14 protein-coding genes and 1 pseudogene are annotated in these 20,303 nt (G+C 62.1%); 6 read left to right on the top strand and 9 right to left on the bottom strand.

The window, feature by feature from the left end:
• Window positions 1–100: 100 nt before the first annotated feature.
• Window positions 101–1,411, bottom strand: coding sequence for an MFS transporter (locus LVD08_RS05180; RefSeq protein WP_027611996.1), 1,311 nt, complete (start codon window positions 1,409–1,411; stop codon window positions 101–103).
• Window positions 1,412–1,583: 172 nt separating this feature from the next.
• Here LVD08_RS05180 and LVD08_RS05175 point away from each other — a divergent pair, with 172 nt between their 5' ends.
• The 4 genes from LVD08_RS05175 to LVD08_RS05160 all read left to right on the top strand — a co-directional run bounded on the left by LVD08_RS05175 (window position 1,584) and on the right by LVD08_RS05160 (window position 7,162).
• Window positions 1,584–2,702 (top strand): sugar diacid recognition domain-containing protein, encoded by a 1,119-nt coding sequence (locus LVD08_RS05175; RefSeq protein WP_247267634.1) that lies wholly within the window; start codon window positions 1,584–1,586, stop codon window positions 2,700–2,702.
• A 217-nt stretch (window positions 2,703–2,919) separates the two neighbouring features.
• Window positions 2,920–4,062, top strand: coding sequence for a glycerate kinase (locus LVD08_RS05170; protein ID WP_247267633.1), 1,143 nt, complete (start codon window positions 2,920–2,922; stop codon window positions 4,060–4,062).
• A gap of 245 nt (window positions 4,063–4,307) precedes the next feature.
• Window positions 4,308–5,933 carry a methyl-accepting chemotaxis protein gene (locus LVD08_RS05165; protein WP_247267632.1) on the top strand — a complete coding sequence of 542 codons (1,626 nt, stop codon included), beginning with the start codon at window positions 4,308–4,310 and terminating at the stop codon, window positions 5,931–5,933.
• Window positions 5,934–5,974: 41 nt separating this feature from the next.
• The gene (locus LVD08_RS05160; protein ID WP_096797430.1) at window positions 5,975–7,162 is read left to right on the top strand and encodes a pyridoxal phosphate-dependent aminotransferase; all 1,188 of its coding nucleotides are present in this window, start codon (window positions 5,975–5,977) and stop codon (window positions 7,160–7,162) included.
• A 143-nt stretch (window positions 7,163–7,305) separates the two neighbouring features.
• Here LVD08_RS05160 and LVD08_RS05155 read toward each other — a convergent pair whose 3' ends face one another.
• From LVD08_RS05155 to LVD08_RS05120, 8 genes and pseudogenes are all read right to left on the bottom strand, one after another.
• Window positions 7,306–8,283 (bottom strand): 2-hydroxyacid dehydrogenase, encoded by a 978-nt coding sequence (locus LVD08_RS05155; protein ID WP_247267631.1) that lies wholly within the window; start codon window positions 8,281–8,283, stop codon window positions 7,306–7,308.
• 21 nt (window positions 8,284–8,304) lie between these two features.
• A pseudogene (locus LVD08_RS05150) lies at window positions 8,305–9,596 on the bottom strand (MFS transporter); the annotation flags it as partial.
• 96 nt (window positions 9,597–9,692) lie between these two features.
• Window positions 9,693–10,700 carry a sugar kinase gene (locus LVD08_RS05145; protein ID WP_247267629.1) on the bottom strand — a complete coding sequence of 336 codons (1,008 nt, stop codon included), beginning with the start codon at window positions 10,698–10,700 and terminating at the stop codon, window positions 9,693–9,695.
• A complete protein-coding gene (locus LVD08_RS05140; protein ID WP_247267628.1) occupies window positions 10,693–11,475 on the bottom strand; it encodes a sugar phosphate isomerase/epimerase in 783 nt (260 codons plus the stop codon). The genes LVD08_RS05145 and LVD08_RS05140 overlap by 8 nt, the downstream gene beginning before the upstream one ends.
• 154 nt (window positions 11,476–11,629) lie before the next feature.
• Window positions 11,630–12,655 carry a LacI family DNA-binding transcriptional regulator gene (locus LVD08_RS05135; protein ID WP_342453834.1) on the bottom strand — a complete coding sequence of 342 codons (1,026 nt, stop codon included), beginning with the start codon at window positions 12,653–12,655 and terminating at the stop codon, window positions 11,630–11,632.
• A 165-nt stretch (window positions 12,656–12,820) separates the two neighbouring features.
• Entirely contained in the window at window positions 12,821–13,462 is a 642-nt protein-coding gene (locus tag LVD08_RS05130) for a DUF1345 domain-containing protein (RefSeq protein ID WP_027611985.1), read from the bottom strand.
• Window positions 13,463–13,638: 176 nt separating this feature from the next.
• On the bottom strand, window positions 13,639–16,737 hold the full coding sequence (locus tag LVD08_RS05125; RefSeq protein WP_247267627.1) for an efflux RND transporter permease subunit: 3,099 nt from the start codon (window positions 16,735–16,737) through the stop codon (window positions 13,639–13,641).
• 15 nt (window positions 16,738–16,752) lie between these two features.
• A complete protein-coding gene (locus tag LVD08_RS05120) occupies window positions 16,753–17,910 on the bottom strand; it encodes an efflux RND transporter periplasmic adaptor subunit (protein WP_247267626.1) in 1,158 nt (385 codons plus the stop codon).
• 276 nt (window positions 17,911–18,186) lie between these two features.
• Between LVD08_RS05120 and LVD08_RS05115 the strand changes: the two genes are divergently transcribed.
• Both LVD08_RS05115 and LVD08_RS05110 read left to right on the top strand, forming a co-directional pair.
• Window positions 18,187–18,888, top strand: a complete 702-nt coding sequence (locus tag LVD08_RS05115; protein WP_003224662.1) for a response regulator transcription factor — start codon at window positions 18,187–18,189, stop codon at window positions 18,886–18,888.
• A 4-nt stretch (window positions 18,889–18,892) separates the two neighbouring features.
• Entirely contained in the window at window positions 18,893–20,194 is a 1,302-nt protein-coding gene (locus tag LVD08_RS05110; RefSeq protein WP_027611982.1) for an ATP-binding protein, read from the top strand.
• Window positions 20,195–20,303 lie beyond the last annotated feature (109 nt).

Here is a 20,303-nt window from a genome sequence, read left to right as displayed (position 1 = left end):
GAGCAAAAAAAGATCGCAGCCTGCGGCAGCTCCTACAGGGAAACGCGTATTTCCGTGCAGGCGCTGCCGCAGGCTGCGATCTTTTGATCTGGAAGCGTGATTACGCGCGCAGCGTCCGCGTCATGCGCAACGCCAGCAAGCTGCCGCCGACAATCACACCCGCCAGCAAATACAACGCCGCGTCGGTCGAACCGGTGCTGTCCTTGACCCAACCCACCAGGTACGGGCTGAGGAAGCCGGCCATCTGCCCCATCGAGTTGATCAACGCCAGACCACCGGCCGCGGCGCCTGCGCTCAACAGGGCGGTCGGCACCGGCCAGAACATCGGCAGACCGGTCAGCGCGCCCATGGTGGCAATGGTCAGGCCGAGAATGGCGATAGCCGGGTTGGCGGCGAAGTTCACCGCGATCAGCAGACCGAGCGCGCCCATCAGCATCGGTACGACCAAGTGCCAGCGACGCTCTTTGCGCAAGTCCGCCGAACGCCCGACCAGCAGCATGAACACCGCCGCCAGCAGATAGGGGATTGCACTCAGCCAGCCGATCACCAGGTTGTCGCTGAAGCCAAGGTTCTTGATGATCGACGGCAGCCAGAAGTTGATCGCGTACACGCCGCTCTGGATGCAGAAGTAGATCAGGCCGAAAGCCCAGATCGCCGGGTTCTTGAACACCGCGAGCAGCGAGTCCGAGGTGGTTTTCGGTTTGTTCGCCAGGTCTTCGGCCTGATCCGCCTCAAGCACCGCGCGCTCGTGCGGGCTCAGCCACTTGGCATTGGCGAAGCTGTCGCTGAGCAGGAAATAGGCGAGGGCGCCGAGGATTACGGTCGGGATGCCTTGCAGCAGGAACATCCACTGCCAGCCGGCCAGTCCGCCTTGCCCGGCGGCGAAGTGATTGAGGATCCAGCCGGAGAACGGGCTGCCGAGCAACCCCGAAACCGGGATCGCCGACATGAACAGCGCCATGATCCGTCCACGGCGGAACGTCGGAAACCATTGCGAGAGGTACAGCACCACACCCGGGAAGAACCCGGCTTCGGCCGCACCGGTGAACAGGCGCAGGGTGTAGAACTGGGTCGGGGTGGTGACGAACAACAGGCAGGTCGACAGCGTGCCCCAAGTGATCATCATCAGCGCGATCCAGCGGCGCGGGCCGAATCGGGTCAGCGCCAGGTTGCTCGGCACGCCGCACAGCACGTAGCCGATGAAGAAGATCCCGGCACCGAGGCCGTATACGGTTTCACTGAACTTCAATGCGTCGAGCATCTGCAGTTTGGCGAAGCCAACGTTGACCCGGTCGAGGTAGTTGAACAGGTAGCAGATGAAGATGAAGGGGATCAAACGCAGGGTGATGCGTTTGTAGACGGCGTTTTTACCGTCGTCGATGGTCTGGGTAGCTGCGGCGCTCTGCGACATAGCGGCTCTCTCTTTATTATGATTTTTTGCGATGCACAGGTTAACGTTGATCGCCCCGAGAGTCTCGGCCACCTGTGGCCGGATTGTCTTTGTGCCTGAGCACAGGGTTTGCCGCCAGACCCTGTGCGGGTGAACAACCGTCCGCCGCCGTTGCTTAAGGATTTTGCCGATCATGTTCGAACTCGATCACGACCTCGCTCAGGATATCGTCGACCGGGCCATGGCCATTTTGCCCTACAACGTCAACGTCATGGACAGCCAGGGCCTGATCCTTGGCAGCGGCGAGCCGGAGCGCATCAACACCCGTCACGAAGGTGCGCAACTGGTGCTGGCCAACGGGCGGGTGGTAGAGATCGATGCACAAACCGCCGTGCACTTGAAGGGCGTGCAGCCGGGGATCAACCTGCCGCTGATGCTCGATCAACGCCTGATCGGCGTGCTCGGTATTACCGGCGAACCGGAGCAACTGCGCACCTATGCCGAGCTGGTGCGCATGACCGCCGAAATGCTCGTCGGTCAGCGCAACCAGCAGGCCGAGCAGCAATGGCGGCGCCAGCGTTGCGACGACCTGTTGGCGTTGCTGTTGAGCGAAGCCGGCGACTCGCCGCGGCTGGTCGATGAGGCGCAGCAACTGGGGCTCAAGCCGCAATTGACTCGGGTGCCGTATCTGTTCGAACTGGGTCTGGAGCATGGGCCGGGGCAGACCGTCGAGGCGCTGAGCGCGTGGTTGACCTCGCGCTATCCGGACAGCTGGTGCGTGAGTTCGGCCAAGTCGTCGCTGCTGTGGTGCCGACCCGCAAGTCAAACGGTTGAGCATGATCGCCTGCTGGAAAAGCTTGATGGCCTGGGCTGGAACATTCTGCGCATCGCTGTGGGTGGGCAGGCGGATGGGCTGGCCGGGTTACGCCGCTGTTATCGGCGGGTTGGCGATCTGCTGGCTTATGGCCGGGAAGTGCTGCCGCAATTGCGACTGCTGACGCTCAATCGCTATCGCTTGCCGGTGATGCTCTGGCGCCATCGCAATGACGACGCGCTGGATGAACTGCTCAAACCGTTGCGCAAAGTGATTGCCAAGGACGGTAACGGCCAGTTGCTCGCGACCCTGCGCAGTTGGTGTGAACACGACGGGCAGAGCCAGGCCTGCGCCGATGCGCTGGGCATTCATCGCAACAGCTTGCGTTATCGGATGGAGCGGATTGCCGAGTTGAGCGGGGTAGATCCGCTGAAGCTCGACGGGATGCTGGCGCTATATCTCGGGGTGCAATTGCTGCCGCAGACTGACCCGAGTTGATCGGGTGTTTTCAGAGACGCCATCGCGAGCAGGCTCACTCCTACAGGGGAACGCATTCCAATTGTAGGAGTGAGCCTGCTCGCGATAGGGCCACAACATTCATCCCCAAGGCTTTTGTAGAAATGAACAATAAACGCCCACCGCGCTTGTGCAGCGGACCGGCGTCAATGCGCAGGCCGACTGGCAGCATGAGGTGCATTGGAACTGGAGAATTCGCATGAAGATCGTCATCGCCCCCGATTCGTTCAAGGACAGCCTGAGTGCCCAAGGCGTTGCCGAAGCCATTGCGCTGGGGTTGGCGCAAGTCTGGCCGCAAGCAACACTGGTCAAATGCCTGATGGCCGACGGCGGCGAGGGCACGGTGGAATCGATTCTCGCCGCATGCGAGGGTGAACTGCGCCGCACCCGAGTACGCGGGCCGCTGGGTGCGCCGGTCGACGCCGCGTGGGGCTGGTTGCCACACAATCACACCGCGATCATCGAAATGGCCGAGGCCAGTGGTTTGCAATTAGTGCCTACGGGGCAACGCGATGCCTGCATCACCAGCACTTTCGGCACCGGCGAACTGATTCGCGCCGCGCTGGATGCCGGCGCGCAACGGGTGATTCTGGCGATTGGCGGCAGCGCCACCAACGACGGCGGCGCCGGCGCGATGCAGGCGCTCGGGGTGAAATTGCTCGATGCGCAGGGGCAGCCATTGGTGCCGGGCGGCTTGGCGCTGGCACAACTGGCGCGACTGGACTTGAGCGAGCTCGATCCGCGTCTGGCCCACTTGCGCTTCGACATCGCCGCCGACGTCAACAACCCGCTGTGCGGCCCGCACGGTGCCTCGGCGATTTTCGGCCCGCAAAAAGGCGCATCACCGGCACAGGTGCAACAACTGGATCAGGCGCTGGGACACTTCGCCGAGCTCTGCGCGCAAGCGTTGGGCAAGGACGTTCGCGATGAGCCGGGTAGTGGTGCGGCGGGGGGATTGGGTTTTGCGGCCAAGGCGTTTCTTGGCGCGCAATTTCAGGCCGGCGTGGAAGTGGTGGCCGAGTTGGTGGGGTTGGCTGAAGCGGTCAACGGCGCCGATCTGGTGATCACGGGAGAAGGGCGGTTCGACGCGCAAACCCTGCGCGGCAAGACCCCGTTCGGCGTGGCGCGAATTGCCAAGCAGCACGGCGTGCCGGTGATCGTCATCGCCGGCACCTTGGGTGAGGGTTATCAGGAACTCTACGAGCACGGCATCGACGCCGCATTCGCCGTCACCAGCGGCCCGATGACCCTGGAGCAGGCCTGTGCCGAAGCTCCACGCTTGTTGCGCGAACGGGCGACTGACATCGCCCGGGTCTGGCAGATGGCCAAACTCAATGACTGACTTCCTGAAGATTTTGTGGAGAGGGGATACATCCCCTCTCCACAGAGGGTTAGTGTCAAGGTGTTTCAGTGGTGAAACACCTTGAAAAATATTTTCGCTTTACACCAAATCTTCCTAAAGCCCCGCCGATACAGAGATCAGGCGCACACAGATTCCCTCGAACAGTGACGCCACACTGAACCCGCCCCAAGGTCCAGTGATGATGGCAAGGACGCTCGCAGTTACCTCTATCCGAGAGTCCAACCATGTCCTTGCGTAACCTGAATATCGCGCCCCGTGCCTTCCTCGGTTTTGCCTTTATCGCCTTGCTGGTGATTGTCCTTGGTGTGTTCGCCGTCAACCGTATGTCGACCATCCGCCAGGCTTCCATCGACATGGATACCAACCAACTGCCCAGCGTCACCTACCTTGGCGTGGTCACGGAAAACGTTCTGCGCCTGCGGATTCTGTCGTTCCGGATTCTGGTCAACCGCGACCCGGCAGGTCTGCAAGAGGCGCAAACACGCATCGGCGTGCTGGTGGACAAGGTGCGCAGTGCTCAGACCAGTTACGCCGCGTTGCCGGCGGAGAGCGAAGAGCGTGCGTTGTATCAGACGTTCGCGACCACGCTCGACAACTACCTGCAAGCGCAAAACCAGATGATGGAGCTGTCGCGTCAGGACAAGGTCGACGAGATGCGCACCTTGATCAACACGCGGATCAAGGACGGCACCGACCAGATGGGCGAGCAACTCAACAAGCTGATCGCGATCAACGCGGCGGGTGCGAAAGTCGCCTCCACCCAGGCCGGTGAGCATTACGACAGCGCCATTACCGGCATCATCGTTGTTGCCGTTGTCGCCGCGCTCGCCACGGTCGTGTTGGCCCTGCTACTGACCCGCAGCATCGTCACCCCGTTGAACCGTGCGGTACAGGCTGCGCAAACCATCGCTGGCGGCAACTTGACCCAGTCGATTGAAGTCGACGGCAAAGACGAAGCCACCCAACTGCTGCAAGCCCTGTCCACGATGCAGATCAACCTGCGCAAAACCATCGAACAGATCGCCGGCTCCGCGACTCAGTTGGGCGCGGCGGCCGAAGAGCTGAGCGCGGTCACCGAAGAAGCCTCCCGTGGCCTGCAACAGCAGAACAACGAGATCGAACAGGCCGCCACCGCCGTCAACGAAATGACCGCCGCTGTGGAAGAAGTCGCACGCAACGCGGTGTCGACGTCCGAAGCCTCGAACCAGTCGACCCAGGCCGCCCGTGAAGGTCGCGATCAAGTGGTGAAAACCGTCGACGCGATCCAGACCATGACCCATGACGTGCAGAGCACTGCGCAAATGATCGAAGGCCTCGCCGCGCAGGGCCGCGACATCGGCAAGGTGCTCGATGTGATCCGCGCCATCGCCGAACAGACCAACCTGCTGGCCCTCAACGCGGCGATCGAAGCAGCGCGTGCCGGTGAGGCCGGACGCGGATTTGCGGTGGTGGCGGACGAAGTACGCGCCTTGGCCCATCGCACCGCGCAATCGACTCAGGAAATCGAAAAAATGGTCGCCGGCATCCAGAACGGCACCGGCGAAGCGGTTTCGTCGATGCAGCAAAGCAACCAGCGTACCCAAACCACTCTGGAAATGGCCCGCGCTGCGGGTGTGGCGCTGGAGCAAATCACCCAGTCGATCCACCAGATCAACGAGCGCAACCTGGTGATCGCCAGCGCCTCGGAAGAACAGGCGCAGGTCTCCCGTGAAGTTGATCGCAACCTGGTCAACATCCGTGATCTGGCCACGCAGTCCGCCGCCGGGGCCAACCAGACCAGCGCTGCGACCCATGAACTGTCGCGTCTGGCGGTGGATTTGAATGCGATGGTGGCGCGCTTTGTGATTTGACCTAGGGTGAAGGCTGGAGACCGCGCAATCAGGAGACGTGCATGCGTTATTCAGCCTTGACCCAACGAATCGCCGGGGAGGGAGCCGCAGCCTGGCAGATTCATGACCGAGCGCTGGAGCTGCGCGCCGAGGGGGTCGATATCCTGCTGCTGAGCGTGGGGGATCCGGATTTCGATACGCCGCTGCCGATCATTCATGGCGCCATTGACAGTCTGCTGGCCGGCGATACGCATTATTCCGAAGTGCGTGGTCGCTTGGCGCTGCGCAAATTGATCGCCGCCCGCCACCAGCGGCGCAGCGGTCAGGTGGTGGATGCCGAGCACGTGATCGTGCTGCCCGGCGCGCAATGCGCGGTGTATTCGGTCGCGCAATGCCTGCTGGATCCGGGTGACGAAGTGATCGTCGCCGAGCCGATGTACGTGACCTACGAGGGGGTGTTCGGCGCGTGCGGCGCGACGGTGGTGCCGGTGCCGGTTCGGCCGGAAAACGGCTTTCGCGTTGACCCCGCCGATGTCGCCGCGCGGATCACGCCGAAGACCCGCGCGATGTTGCTCAACAGTCCCAATAATCCTTCCGGCGCGAGCCTGTCGCTGCTGATCTGGCAAGAGCTGGCGGCGCTGTGCGTGCGCCACGATTTGTGGCTGATCAGTGACGAGGTCTACAGCGATCTGCTCTACGAGGGCGAGCACATCAGCCCGGCGAGTCTGCCGGGCATGGCCGAACGCACGGCGACCATCAACAGCCTGTCGAAATCCCACGCCATGACCGGCTGGCGCATTGGCTGGTCGATCGGGCCGAAGGTGCTGGCCGAGCATCTGGTGAACCTGTCATTGAGCATGCTCTTCGGTCTGCCGGATTTCGTGCAGAAAGCAGCGGAGGTCGCGTTGGCAAGCGATCTGCCGGAGGTGACGCAGATGCGCGAGGAATATCGGTTGCGCCGCGATCTGGTGTGCGAGCGCTTGCGTGGTTGCCCGGGGTTGCAACCGATCCGCCCTGATGGCGGGATGTTCGTGATGGTCGATGTGCGCCAGACCGGGTTTGGCGCGCAGGGGTTTGCCGAGCGCTTGCTGGAAGGTTATGGGGTCTCTGTGCTGGCTGGCGAAGCGTTCGGGCCGAGTGCGGCGGGGCATATTCGTATCGGGCTGGTGCTGGATCGGGTGCAGCTGGCGGATGCCTGTGCGCGGATTGCGTTGTGTGCGGTGCAGCTGTTGCAGGCGCGTAGTGCCTGACAGTGTTGTGTTGCCTGAACTGGCCTCTTCGCGAGCAAGCCCGCTCCCACAGTGGATGGGTGTGTACATAATGTTATCTGTACACACCGAACCCTGTGGGAGCGGGCTTGCTCGCGAATGCAATCTGCCATTCAGCGCATTTTTCAGCCCTGCCAAGCCACCGGATTCACCAGATTCACCGGCTTCTCCCCAGCCAAAGCCGCCAGCAGATTGTCCACCGCACACCGCGCCATCGCCTCCCGCGTCTCATGCGTTGCCGAACCCATGTGCGGGGTTGCCACCACATTATTCAGCTGCAACAACGGCGAATCATGATTCAGCGGCTCACGCTCGAACACATCCAGCCCCGCTGCGCGAATCCGCTGGTGGCGCAACGCGTCGATCAGCGCCGCTTCATCCGCCACTTTGCCGCGCGAGATATTGATGAAGATGCTCTCGGGGCGCATCAGCGCAAACTGCTCGGCGCCGATCAGGCCTTCGGTCTGCGCAGTCAGCGGCAGGGTCAGGCAGATGAAATCGGCCTCTTGCAGCAGCGCTTCCAGGCTGCGGTACTGCGCCGCAAAACGCGTCTCGACTGCCGGTTTGCGCGACTGGCTGTGATAGAGCACCGGCATGCCAAAACCGAAATGCCCGCGCTGCGCCAGCGCTTCGCCGATGCGGCCCATGCCGATGATGCCCAAGGTCTTGCCGTGTACATCGGTGCCGAAATGCGCCGGGCCGATGTTGCGATGCCACTGGCCGCTGCGCACCATGTTCGCCAGTTCCACCACGCGCCGGGCCGTGGCTAGGATCAGCGCGAAACCGGTGTCGGCGGTGGTTTCGGTGAGCACGTCCGGGGTGTTGCTAAGGAGGATCTTGCGCCGGGTCAGGTAGTCGATGTCGTAGTTGTCGACACCCACTGAGACACTGGCGATGGCCTCAAGCTGCGGCGCCAGATCGAGCAGCGCGGCGTCGAGTTTCAGGCTGGCGCCGAGCAAACCGTGGGCGCCGGGCAGGGCGTCGCGTAGCTTCATCAGGCCGTCGGCGTCGAGGCTTTCGATCAGCGTTACTTCACACTGTTGCTGCAGACGCGTCATCAGCGCTGGCGACAGTTTCTTGTACAGCACGACTTGCTTTTTCATGGGCAAAAATCTCTTCAGGAATGCGCCGGCACGGGACGCGTGACTACGGCTTTGGCCACGACACGATCACTGGCGCCAGGCTTGAGAAAAATCGTCAGCACCACCGACAGCAGCAACGCGCCGCTCATCAGCAGGTACGAAGCACCGGGAGAACCGGTGGAACTGTTCAGATAGCCGACCAGATACGAGCCGCCGAACGAACCCAGCGCGCCCATGCTGTTGATCAGCGCCATGGCACCGCCGGCGACGTTGGCCGGCAGGATCTCCGGAACGATGGCGAAGAACGGCCCGTAAGGTGCGTACATGCAGGCACCGGCGATCACCAGCAGTGTGTACGACCACCAGAAATGTTCCGCGCCCAAGGCGTAGGAACCGTAGAACGCAATGGAGGCGATCAGCAGTGGCGGCCAGACGAAGCGTTTGCGCTTCTGCAGTTTGTCCGAGCCCCACGACACCGCGAGCATGCCGATCACCGCCGCCAGATACGGCAGCGCCGACAGCCACCCGGCCTCGATCATGTCCATTTGTGCGCCGGCCTTGAGGATCGACGGCAACCACAGCACAAAGCCGTAGACGCCGATGCTCCAGCAGAAAAACTGCAGCGCCAGAATGATCACCTTCGGCGAGCGGAACGCTTCGGCGTAGTTCTTCACCGCTTTGATCCCGACCTGTTCGGCGGCGAGAGCGCTTTCCAGGTCGTGCTTTTCCTGTTCGCTCAGCCACTTGGCCTGAGCAGGACGATCATCGGCCAGCTTCCACCAGATAAACGCCCAGATCACCGCCGGCAAACCTTCGATGATGAACATCCAGCGCCAGCTGAAGTGCTGCACCAGATAGCCCGAAACCACCGACATCCACAGCATCGTTACCGGGTTGCCGAGGATCAGGAAGGTGTTGGCCCGCGAGCGTTCGGCACGGGTGAACCAGTGGCACAGGTAAACCAGCATCGCCGGCATCACCGCGGCTTCTACCACACCGAGCATGAAGCGGATCACGATCAGCCAGTAGGCGTTGGACACGACGCCAGTCAGGGTGGCGAGGCCGCCCCAGAAAATCAGGCTGAAGAAGATCAGCTTTTTCACGCTGTGCTTCTGCGCGTAGATCGCTCCCGGTACCTGGAAGAAAAAGTAACCGAGGAAGAACAGCGCGCCGAGCAATGAAGACAGCCCCGGGGTGATCATCAGGTCGGCAGCCATGCCGGAGGCGGCGGCAAAGCCGTAGTTGGCGCGGTCGAGATACGCCAGGCTGTAGGTGATGAACACGATCGGCATGATGTACCACCAGCGGCGGGTGGCGAGGGTTGCGGTTTTCATGGTGTTGCTCCTGAGCTTGTTGTTTTTGTCGCAGCAGGTTCAATGAATCGGTTGTCTGAGCGGGCCTCATCGCGAGCAGGCTCACTCCTACAAGGGTTATGTGTTTGCCGCTGCAGCTGTGACTGGCGGAGATCCAATGTAGGAGTGAGCCTGCTCGCGATCAGCGGCCTCGAATTCAGCGGAGAGTTCGGACCGGGTCGGCAACCCCTCCATATCCCCACGACTCTGCACCGCCCGACTGCCAATCCAGTTCGCGCGTTGCACCGCCTCGGCAAAACTCTGATGCTCCAGCAGGGCACTGATCATGCCGACCGCAAAGCCATCACCCGCACCCACGGTGTCGACCACGTTGGCCACCGGCACCCCGGCGACAAAACCCTGATCCAGATGCGTGCGGTAATAGGCACCTTGCGGCCCAAGCTTGATCGCCACGGCTTCGGCGCCCTGATCGAGATAAAACGCCGCGATGTCCGCCGGATCTTCGAACCCGGTCAGCAAGCGACCTTCGCTCAAGCCCGGCAGCACCCAGTGGGCGAGGGCAGCGAGGCGGTTGATCTCGCGGATCATCTCTTGCTCGGTGGCCCACAGGCTCGGGCGCAGATTGGGGTCGAACGACACGCTGCGCCCGGCATGGCGCATGCGTGTCATCAGCTCGAACGACATTTCCCGAGCGCTGGCTGACAGTGCCGGTGGAATCCCGGTGGCGTGCAGGTGACGGGCGCTGAGCAAGGTATCGGTGATCGACTGCACGGACAGACGACTGGCCGCCGAGCCACGGCGGAAATACTCGACCTGCGGGTCGCTGCCGTCGTCGTTACGCGACTTGAACTGGAAACCGGTCGGGTGCTGGTGATCGACCGCGACGTGACTGCAATCCAGACCTTCCTTGATCAAGGTCTCGACCACGAAACGTCCGAGGGAATCGGCGCCGACCCGGCTCAGCCACGCGACGTTGAAACCCAGCCGCGACAGGCCGATCGCCACATTGCTGTCGGCGCCGGCAATGCGTTTGTGAAAATGCTCGACTGCAGCCAGATCACCGGTCTGCTCGGCGACCAGCATCGCCATTGTTTCGCCGAACGACAGAATATCGATGTCAGACATGGGCAGGCTCCAGGCGCGATTGACCAAGGCGGGCGAGGGCGGCGACGTGTTCCGTGGTCAACGCCACCAGATCATCGCCCTGCAACGGGTATTCGGCGGCACGCATAACGCCTTGGGCCATGTGCCGCAGCAGTTGTTCCCACAAATGCAGGTCGCTGACGGCGGGCGGCACGGCGACCAGTTTGCCGTCGGCGCGGCGGGCCACGGCTTTGCAGTGCACGTAGCCGACGTGGCGTCCGAGCAGGCGTGCGGCGTTGGCGGCGGACTGGTCTTGCCACTGCCAGTTGCCGATGTCGAAGGTCATCTTGATCGGCAAATCATGCTGCTCCACCGCCGCGAAAAAATGCTGGAACGGCTCGATGCGGCCGCCCTGCAAGGTCTGGTCGTTTTCCACCAGCAACTGCACCGGGCTGTTGCCCAGCAGTTGTTTCAGCACTTGCAGATCACAGTTGTCGGTGAAGTAACCGAGCGAGACTTTCAGCCATTTCGAGCCGAATGCCTCTGCGTGTTGCAGGGCGTTGATCAGCTCGGGATTGGGCCGCGCCTGACCGGCGAGCCACAGTTCGCTCGGCGACGAATAGATGCTTTGCAGTCCCTGCGCCCGAGTGGCGGCTTGCAGTTGCTCGGGCACTTCGCGGGTCAGCAGCTCTTCGCGCCATTCGATGCGATCAGCGCCAGCGGCGGCCAGCACATCGATGAAGAAGTCCTGCCCGCGTTGGCGCACAAGCTCGGCGCCGTAGCTGGACAGGCTGATGGAAACGGCAGGTTTATTCATTGTTATCTACCTCTGAAACCGGTTTCATTTTTGTTCAAAAAAATCTGATTGACCTCCGCGGGGCGTCCGGGCGCCACCGCGAGCAGGCCCACCCCTACATTTGGAATGCCCCCCCCCTGTAGGAGTGAGCCTGCTCGCGATGGCGCCATAACAGTCACCGCAAAGATCCTCGGGTAGAACCGCGCTCAATCAGCACCGGCGCAAAATCCACTCTGCGCGCTACCTCGACATCCCCCCGCAAACGCTTGAGCAAACATTCAAACGCCCGCGCGCCAATCTCGGCTGTCGGCTGGGCGAGGGCGGTAATTCCGCTGCCGACCAACGGGTACCAATCCAGATCATCCAGGGCAATCAGCCCGACATCCTCGAACAATCGGCAACCGATTTCGCGCAAGGCCAGGGTACAAGCCAACGCTGCCACGCCATTGGCGCAGAACAGTGCTTTCGGCCCGGTCGCCGGTGTGTCCAAAAAGATTTGAAGATGAGTGGCGAGTGCGTCGCTGGTTTCCAACACGGCCCCGGTCAGCCCGGAGCGCTGGGCGATCTGCGTCTGAAAACTGCTGACCCGCTCGATCCGCGAACTGGTGCCGTCAAACGGCTCAGTCACCAGCAACACATCGCGATAGCCGCGCTGCTCAAGGTGCGTCAGGGCCATCTCGACCGCCTGCGGATTGTTCAGCCCGACCATGTCGCTGTCGAGGCCATCGACCTTGCGGTCCACCAGCACCAAGGGCATTTCCCGGTGCAACTCGTGGAGTTCGTCACGGTGATGGCCTAGGGTGTTCACGATCAGCCCCTCGATGTTGTACGAGCGCAACAGCGCCAGATGCTGGCGCTCCTGCTCGTCGTCGCGGTCGGTGTTGCACACCACCAGGCTGTAGCCGTGCGCACGGCAGGCGGTTTCCACCCCGTGCATCACGGCAATCGAATAAGGGTTGCGGATATCGGCCACCAGCATGCCGATCAGGCGCGTGCGCCCGCGTTTCAGACCACGGGCCATCTGGTTCGGGCGATAACCCAGCTCACTGATCGCCTGCTCGATACGCAAGGCGATGGCATCGGAGAGCAGGGCGCGGTCGTCGCCGATGAAGCGCGAGACGCTGGCCTTGGATACGCCGGCGCGTTCGGCAACATCAAGCATGGTCACGCGGCTGCGCTGGGCGGCGGAGAAGTCGTTCACGGTCTGAAACCTATTATTGGATTTATTCGTTTCATGCGCCGCGATGGCGCTGAAACCGGTTTCAGGAAACACCAGAAGCTGACACTCCGTCAAGTGAATGCGCGTGGTACTTCAACTTGGCGCCGACGGGCGGTGCTCAGCGTTATTGAAGTATCTGCGCAATGCTCAGCCAAACAGGCCGGCAGCAATATTGATCGAAAAGCCCAGAATCGCGGTGTTGAACACAAAGCCGATCAATGATTGCGCCAGGACGATCTTGCGAATGTCGCGGGTAGCCACGCCGACATCGGCAGTCTGCACCGCCACGCCGATGGTGAAGGAGAAATACAGGAAGTCCCAATAATTGGGCGTGGTCAGGCCTTCAGCGAAACGCAGGGCCGGTTCCTTGCCATCCCAGGTGTAAAACAGGCGCGCGTAGTGCACACAGAAGATCACCCCGATCACCAGCCAGGAACCTACGACGGTGACGGCGGTGAACGCGTAATGCAGAAGTTTGTGATGGGTATCCAGATCCTTGGTGCCGGCCAGTTCCAGGGTGATGGCGGCCAGGCTGGCCAACGCCGCGATACACACCACGAACAGCACCAGTCCGGCATTCTCGTCTTCGACGACGGCGATGCGTTTGACGTCCGGTGCCTTGGCTCGGGTGGCGAGCCAGAACATCAGGATCAGGTAAGTCCAGACGCCGGCGTTCCAGCCGATGAGGATTTTGCTGACGACGGAGTCAGCAGGGACCAGCAGGCCGGTGGCAAGGCCGACCAAAGCGGCGGCGGACAGGCGAGGGTGGGTGCGGGCGAGAAAGCGCATGGGGACTCGATGGGCCAGGATGTTTTGACACCTTAGCCCAGCGACGTCCGGGATGACCACTGACTTGACTGCTCAAATGACCTTGTGGGAGCGGGCTTGCTCGCGAAAGCGGTGTGTCAGCTACATGAATACTGACTGACACGACGCCTTCGCGAGCAAGCCCGCTCCCACAGGGATCAGTGGTGTTTGCTGAAGCGTTGTACGAGCTTCATTACTACTACAAAGAACAATGGCACGAAGATCACCGCCAGCGTCGCCGTGATCATGCCGCCGATCACTCCGGTGCCGATGGCCTGCTGGCTCGCCGAACTGGCGCCAGTGGCGATGGCCAGCGGCACCACGCCCAGGATGAACGCCAGCGAGGTCATGACGATCGGGCGCAGACGCAGGCGCGCGGCTTGCAACGTCGCGTCGATCAGGTCGTGACCTTCGTCGTACAGGCTCTTGGCGAACTCGATGATCAGGATCGCGTTTTTCGCCGACAGACCAATGATGGTAATCAGCCCGACCTTGAAGAACACATCGTTGGGCATGCCGCGCAAGGTCACCGCCAGCACTGCGCCGAGCACACCCAGCGGCACCACCAGCAGCACCGAAGTCGGAATCGACCAGCTCTCGTACAACGCCGCCAGGCACAGGAACACGATCAGCAACGACAGACCGAGCAGGATCGGCGCCTGACTGCCGGACAAACGTTCCTGCAACGACAGCCCGGTCCACTCCTGACCCAGACCTTTCGGCCCCTGAGCGACCAAGCGTTCAATCTCCGCCATCGCTTCACCGGTACTGTGCCCCGGCGACGGTTCGCCGGAAATCGCAATCGCCGGGTAACCGTTGTATCGGGTCAGTTGTGCCGGGCCTTGCGTCCATTTCGCCTGAACGAACGCCGACAGCGGCACCATGTGCCCGGCGTTGTTGCGCACATGCATTTTCAGCAGGTCATCGACCTGACTGCGCTGATCGCCTTCGGCCTGTACCACTACCCGCTGCATGCGCCCCTGATTGGGGAAGTCATTGATGTAGGAGGAACCCACGGCGGTGGACAACACGCTGCCGATGTCAGCGAACGACACGCCCAGCGCATTGGCCTGCTTGCGGTCTACCTCCAGTTGCACCTGCGGCGCTTCGGCCAGCGCGCTTTCGCGCACGTTCATCAGCACCGGGCTTTTCTCGGCGGCGGCGAGCAGTTCGCTGCGCGCCTGCATCAATGTCGCGTGACCGAGACCGCCGCGATCCTGCAGACGGAATTCGAAGCCGCTCGACGTGCCGAGGCCGTCAACCGGCGGCGGCAACACAGCGAACGCGATGGCATCCTTGATCTGGCTCAGGGCGATATTGGCGCGATCGGCAATCGACGTAGCCGAATCGTCGCTGCCGCGCTCCGACCAGTCCTTGAGGGTGGTAAACGCCAGCGCCGCATTCTGCCCGCTGCCGGAGAAGCTGAAGCCGAGAATCACCGTGCTGTCGCCAACCCCCGGTTCACTGGCGTTGTGCGCTTCGATCTGCTCGACCACCTGCACCGTACGGTTTTTGCTCGCACCCGGCGGCAACTGAATGTCGGTGATGGTGTAACCCTGATCCTCAACCGGCAGGAACGAGGAGGGCAGACGCGCAAAGCACAGGCCCATGCCGATCAGCAGCACGCCGTAGATCAGCAGATAACGCCCGCTGCGCTTCAGCGCGTAACCGACCCAGCCTTGATAACGATCGGTCAGTTGCTCGAAGCGGCGGTTGAACCAGCCGAAGAATCCGCTTTTCTCGTGGTGCTCGCCCTTGGCAATTGGCTTGAGCAGCGTGGCGCACAGTGCAGGCGTCAGCGTCAGGGCCAGAAACGCCGAGAACAGGATCGAGGTCGCCATCGACAGCGAGAACTGCCGGTAAATCACCCCCACCGAGCCCTGCATGAACGCCATCGGGATGAACACCGCCACCAGCACCAGAGTAATACCGATGATCGCCCCGGTAATCTGCTTCATCGCCTTGCGCGTCGCTTCTTTCGGCGACAGGCCTTCAGTGGCCATGATGCGCTCGACGTTCTCCACCACGACGATGGCGTCGTCCACCAGAATGCCGATCGCCAGCACCATGCCGAACATGGTCAGCACGTTGATCGAGAAACCCAGCGCGAGCATGGTGGCGAAGGTGCCCATCAGGGCCACCGGCACCACCAGCGTCGGAATCAGCGTGTAGCGGATGTTCTGCAGGAACAGGAACATCACCGCAAACACCAGCAGCATCGCTTCGCCCAAGGTGTAAACCACTTTGGTGATCGAGACTTTGACGAACGGCGAGGTGTCGTACGGAATCTTGTATTCGACGCCCGCGGGGAAGTAGCGCGACAGCTCGTCCATCTTCGCCCGGATCAAAGTGGCGGTCGCCAAGGCATTGGCCCCCGGGGCCAGTTGCACGCCGACGGCGGTGGACGGCTTGCCGTTCAGGCGCGTGCCGAACTGGTATTCCTGACTGCCGACTTCGACCCGTGCCACATCGCCGATGCGCACGGTGGAGCCGTCGGCATTGGCCTTGAGCACGATGTCGGCAAACTCTTCCGGCGTCGACAACTGCCCCTTGACCAGAATGGTCGCGGTGATTTCCTGCGAGGATGGGTTGGGCAAGTCGCCAATACTGCCCGCCGACACCTGGGCGTTTTGCGCGACGATGGCGGCGTTGACGTCAGCCGGGGTCAGGTTGAAACCGATCAGCTTCTGTGGGTCGATCCAGATCCGCATCGCCCGTTCGGCGCCATACAGCTGCGCCTTGCCGACGCCGTCGATGCGCTTGATTTCGTTCATCACGTTACGCGCCAGATAATCACTGAGCGCTACGTCATCAAGCTTGCCGTCGCTGGAGGTCAGGGTGATCAGCAACAGGAAGCCGGCAGAGACTTTCTCCACCTGCAGGCCTTGCTGATTGACTGCCTGCGGCAGGCGCGACTCGACCACTTTGAGGCGGTTCTGCACATCCACCTGCGCCAGCTCCGGGTTAGTGCCCGGCTGGAACGTCGCTTTGATCGTCGCGCTGCCGAGGCTGCTCTGCGATTCGAAGTACAGCAGGTGATCGGCGCCGTTGAGTTCTTCTTCGATCAGGCTGACCACGCTTTCATCGACGGTCTGCGCCGAGGCGCCAGGGTACACCGCGTAGATTTCGATCTGTGGCGGCGCGACATCGGGGTACTGCGCCACCGGCAATTGCGGAATGGCCAGCGCACCGGCCAACAGGATGAACAGGGCGACAACCCAGGCGAACACCGGGCGATCGATAAAGAACTGCGGCATATGAAAGCGTCCTGCTTACTGACCAGAGGTCTGGGCAAGTGGAAGAGGGGTGTCGTCGATCTGCACTTTTTCGCCTGGACGGGCGTGCTGCAGGCCTTCGATGACAATGCGGTCGCCGGGCTTGAGGCCGCCGGTGACGATCCAGCGGTCGTTCTGCACCGCGCCCAGTTGCACCGGCTGCTGGGCGACGCGCATCTGCTCGTCGACGGTCAGCACCTGGGCGATACCCGCGCTGTCACGCTGCACCGCACGTTGCGGCACGGTGATGCCGTTCTGTACGGTGGCTTGTTGCAGACGTACACGGATGAAGCTGCCCGGCAGCAGGTCGAGATCGGGATTGGGGAACTCGCTGCGCAGAATGATCTGGCCGGTGCCCGGATCGACGCTGATGTCGCTGAACAGCAATTTGCCCGGCAACGGATAGAGGCTGCCGTCATCCTGAATCAGCGTGGCCTTGACCTGATCCTGACCGACTGCCTGCAACTGCCCGGAACGGAACGCGCGACGCAGTTCGTTGAGTTCACGGGTCGACTGAGTAAGGTCGGCGTAGATCGGGTTGAGCTGCTGAATCAGCGCCAGCGGCGTGGTTTCGTTCTGCCCGACCAGCGCACCTTCAGTGACCAATGCACGGCCGACCCGCCCGGAAATCGGCGCGGTGACGGTGGCGTAGCCGAGGTTCAGCTTCGCGCGTTCCACTGCAGCTTTATTGGCCGCCACATCGGCGGCGGTTTGCCGGGCATTGGCGCGGGCGTTGTCGTAATCCTGAGCGCTGATGGCCTTGTCGTCGATCAACTGCGCGTAGCGTTGTTCCTGCAGCCTGGCCTGGAAGGCATTGGCCTCGGCCTTGCGCAACGCGGCTTCGGCGCTATCGAGATCAGCCTTGAACGGTGCCGGGTCGATGCGAAACAGCACGTCACCCTTTTTCACGTCGCTGCCTTCACAGAAGGTCCGTTGCAGCACCACCCCGGCCACTCGGGCACGCACTTCAGCGATGCGCGGGGCGGCGATACGACCGCTCAGTTCGCTGCTGATCGACAGGGGGCGGGCCTCGATGGTCTCGATGCGCACGGTAGCTGGCGGCGCTTCTTCTTCGGCCTTCGAGGACGAATCACAGGCGCTCACCAACAGCGCAGCGGCGATCAGGCCGAGCCCGGCCAGAAGATTTTTTGACATGTACCACCCCCAATATTGAAGCCCGCATCCTAAGGCCAGACGCCGAGGGTAGCGGTGAAGCTTTGTAGGCGCTGTGTGAAATTGTGTAAGGGTTTTACTCAGGGACGGGTGAGGGCGTATATCCTTTACGCCTTGAAATTTATTGCGACAGATAAACCGTCATCGCGAGCAGGCTCACTCCTACATTGGAACTGTGCCAGACACGAACCTTGTAGGAGTGAGCCTGCTCGCGATGAGGCCCGAACAGTCGCCACTGCACTTTCCTTGGAACACCCCATGCCCAACATCCTCCTGGTCGAAGACGACACCGCCCTCGCCGAACTGATTTCCAGCTACCTGGAGCGCAACGGCTATTCCGTCAGCGTAATCGGCCGTGGTGATCACGTGCGCGAGCGGGCACGGATCAATCCGCCGGATCTGGTGATCCTCGACCTGATGCTGCCCGGTCTCGACGGCCTGCAGGTCTGCCGCTTGCTGCGGGCCGATTCGGCGACGCTGCCGATCCTGATGTTGACCGCTCGCGACGACAGTCACGATCAGGTGCTGGGCCTGGAAATGGGCGCCGACGATTACGTCACCAAACCCTGCGAGCCACGGGTTCTGCTGGCCCGGGTGCGTACTTTGCTGCGGCGCAGTAGCCTCGGTGAACCGATGACGGTCAATGACCGGATCGTCATGGGCAATCTGTGCATCGACCTGTCCGAGCGCACCGTGACCTGGCGCGAGCAACCGGTGGAACTGTCCAGCGGCGAGTACAATTTGCTGGTGGTGCTGGCCCGGCATGCTGGGGAAGTGCTGAGCCGCGATCAAATCCTGCAACGCCTGCGCGGCATCGAGTTCAACGGCACCGACCGTTCGGTAGACGTGGCGATTTCCAAGCTGCGGCGCAAGTTCGACGACCACGCCGGCGAGGCGCGCAAGATCAAGACGGTATGGGGCAAGGGCTACCTGTTCAGCCGCTCCGAGTGGGAATGCTGAGCTGATGTTCAGAATCCTGTTTCGCCTGTATCTGGTGACGATCGTCTCCTACAGCGCGGCGATCTATCTGGTGCCGGATCTGGTGATCATGGCGTTCCGCGAGCGCTTCATCACCTACAACCTCGACTACTCGCGCGGTCTGCAATCGCTGATCACCCGTCAGTTTCACGCGGTGCCACAGGATCAGTGGCCAGCCTTGGCGCAGTCGATGGACAAAGACTTCCAGCCGCTGCACATCGCACTGGCGCGCATCGACGACGCCGGGTTCACCGCCCCCGAGCAAGTGCGCTTGCGCGCCGGGGAAAACGTGGTGCGTATCGGCGATTGGGGATGGCGCACCTTGGCGGTCACGCCGCTGAACGATGACGTTGCCGTGCAAATGGTGGTACCGCCGGATCCGCTGGACGTCAATCTGTTGTACTGGAGCATCAACGTGCTGATCGGCGCGAGCATGCTCGCCTGCCTGCTGCTGTGGATTCGCCCGCACTGGCGCGATCTGGAGCGCCTCAAGGGCGCTGCCGAACGCTTCGGCAAGGGCCACCTGAACGAGCGCACGCAGATCCCCGCCAGTTCCAACATCGGCAGCCTGGCCAACGTGTTCGACACCATGGCCGGCGATATCGAAAATCTGCTCAACCAGCAGCGCGACCTGCTGAATGCGGTGTCCCACGAATTGCGCACGCCGCTGACCCGTCTGGACTTCGGTCTGGCCCTGGCGCTGTCCGATGATTTGCCGGCGACCAGTCGCGAGCGCCTGCAAGGACTGGTCGCACACATTCGCGAACTGGATGAGCTGGTGCTGGAACTGCTGTCCTACAGCCGCCTGCAGAACCCGGCGCAGTTGCCGGAACAGGTCGAGGTTTCGCTGGATGAGTTCATCGACAGCATTCTGGGCAGTGTCGATGAAGAACTGGACTCGCCGGACATCGTCATCGACGTGCTGCTGCACGGTCAGCTCGAACGTTTCACGCTGGATCCGCGCCTGACCGCCCGAGCGATCCAGAACCTGCTGCGCAATGCCATGCGCTATTGCGAAAAACGCATTCAGATTGGCGTGCAGGTCAGCCCCGATGGTTGCGAGATCTGGGTCGACGACGATGGCATTGGCATCCCGGATGATGAGCGGGAGCGGATTTTCGAACCGTTCTATCGCCTTGATCGCAGTCGTGATCGGGCTACCGGCGGCTTTGGTCTGGGCCTGGCCATCAGCCGTCGGGCGCTGGAGGCGCAGGGCGGGACCTTGACGGTTGAAAGTTCGCCGCTGGGTGGGGCGCGGTTCAGGTTGTGGTTGCCTGACATGACTTGACCCGAAACCCGTGGGAGCGGGCTTGCTCGCGGAGGCGGGGGGGCAGGGGGCAAAAAATAAAATGGCACACCGCCTTCGCCGGGCAGCCCGCGCCCCCACGGGGGTTCTG

It is taken from the genome of Pseudomonas sp. YL2 (assembly GCF_023063025.1).
Taxonomy (GTDB): domain Bacteria; phylum Pseudomonadota; class Gammaproteobacteria; order Pseudomonadales; family Pseudomonadaceae; genus Aquipseudomonas; species Aquipseudomonas putida_A.
The sequence above is the reverse complement of the archived record's forward strand: the minus strand, read 5'-3'. Positions and strand labels throughout refer to the sequence as shown.

Coding starts and splice junctions, on each gene's coding strand:
- LVD08_RS05115 (WP_003224662.1), top strand. CDS start 18,187: ATGCCCAACATCCTCCTGGTCGAAGACGACACCGCCCTCGCCGAACTG.
- LVD08_RS05170 (WP_247267633.1), top strand. CDS start 2,920: ATGAAGATCGTCATCGCCCCCGATTCGTTCAAGGACAGCCTGAGTGCC.
- LVD08_RS05140 (WP_247267628.1), bottom strand. CDS start 11,475: ATGAATAAACCTGCCGTTTCCATCAGCCTGTCCAGCTACGGCGCCGAG.
- LVD08_RS05180 (WP_027611996.1), bottom strand. CDS start 1,411: ATGTCGCAGAGCGCCGCAGCTACCCAGACCATCGACGACGGTAAAAAC.
- LVD08_RS05120 (WP_247267626.1), bottom strand. CDS start 17,910: ATGTCAAAAAATCTTCTGGCCGGGCTCGGCCTGATCGCCGCTGCGCTG.
- LVD08_RS05130 (WP_027611985.1), bottom strand. CDS start 13,462: ATGCGCTTTCTCGCCCGCACCCACCCTCGCCTGTCCGCCGCCGCTTTG.
- LVD08_RS05125 (WP_247267627.1), bottom strand. CDS start 16,737: ATGCCGCAGTTCTTTATCGATCGCCCGGTGTTCGCCTGGGTTGTCGCC.
- LVD08_RS05145 (WP_247267629.1), bottom strand. CDS start 10,700: ATGTCTGACATCGATATTCTGTCGTTCGGCGAAACAATGGCGATGCTG.
- LVD08_RS05160 (WP_096797430.1), top strand. CDS start 5,975: ATGCGTTATTCAGCCTTGACCCAACGAATCGCCGGGGAGGGAGCCGCA.
- LVD08_RS05155 (WP_247267631.1), bottom strand. CDS start 8,283: ATGAAAAAGCAAGTCGTGCTGTACAAGAAACTGTCGCCAGCGCTGATG.
- LVD08_RS05175 (WP_247267634.1), top strand. CDS start 1,584: ATGTTCGAACTCGATCACGACCTCGCTCAGGATATCGTCGACCGGGCC.
- LVD08_RS05165 (WP_247267632.1), top strand. CDS start 4,308: ATGTCCTTGCGTAACCTGAATATCGCGCCCCGTGCCTTCCTCGGTTTT.
- LVD08_RS05110 (WP_027611982.1), top strand. CDS start 18,893: ATGTTCAGAATCCTGTTTCGCCTGTATCTGGTGACGATCGTCTCCTAC.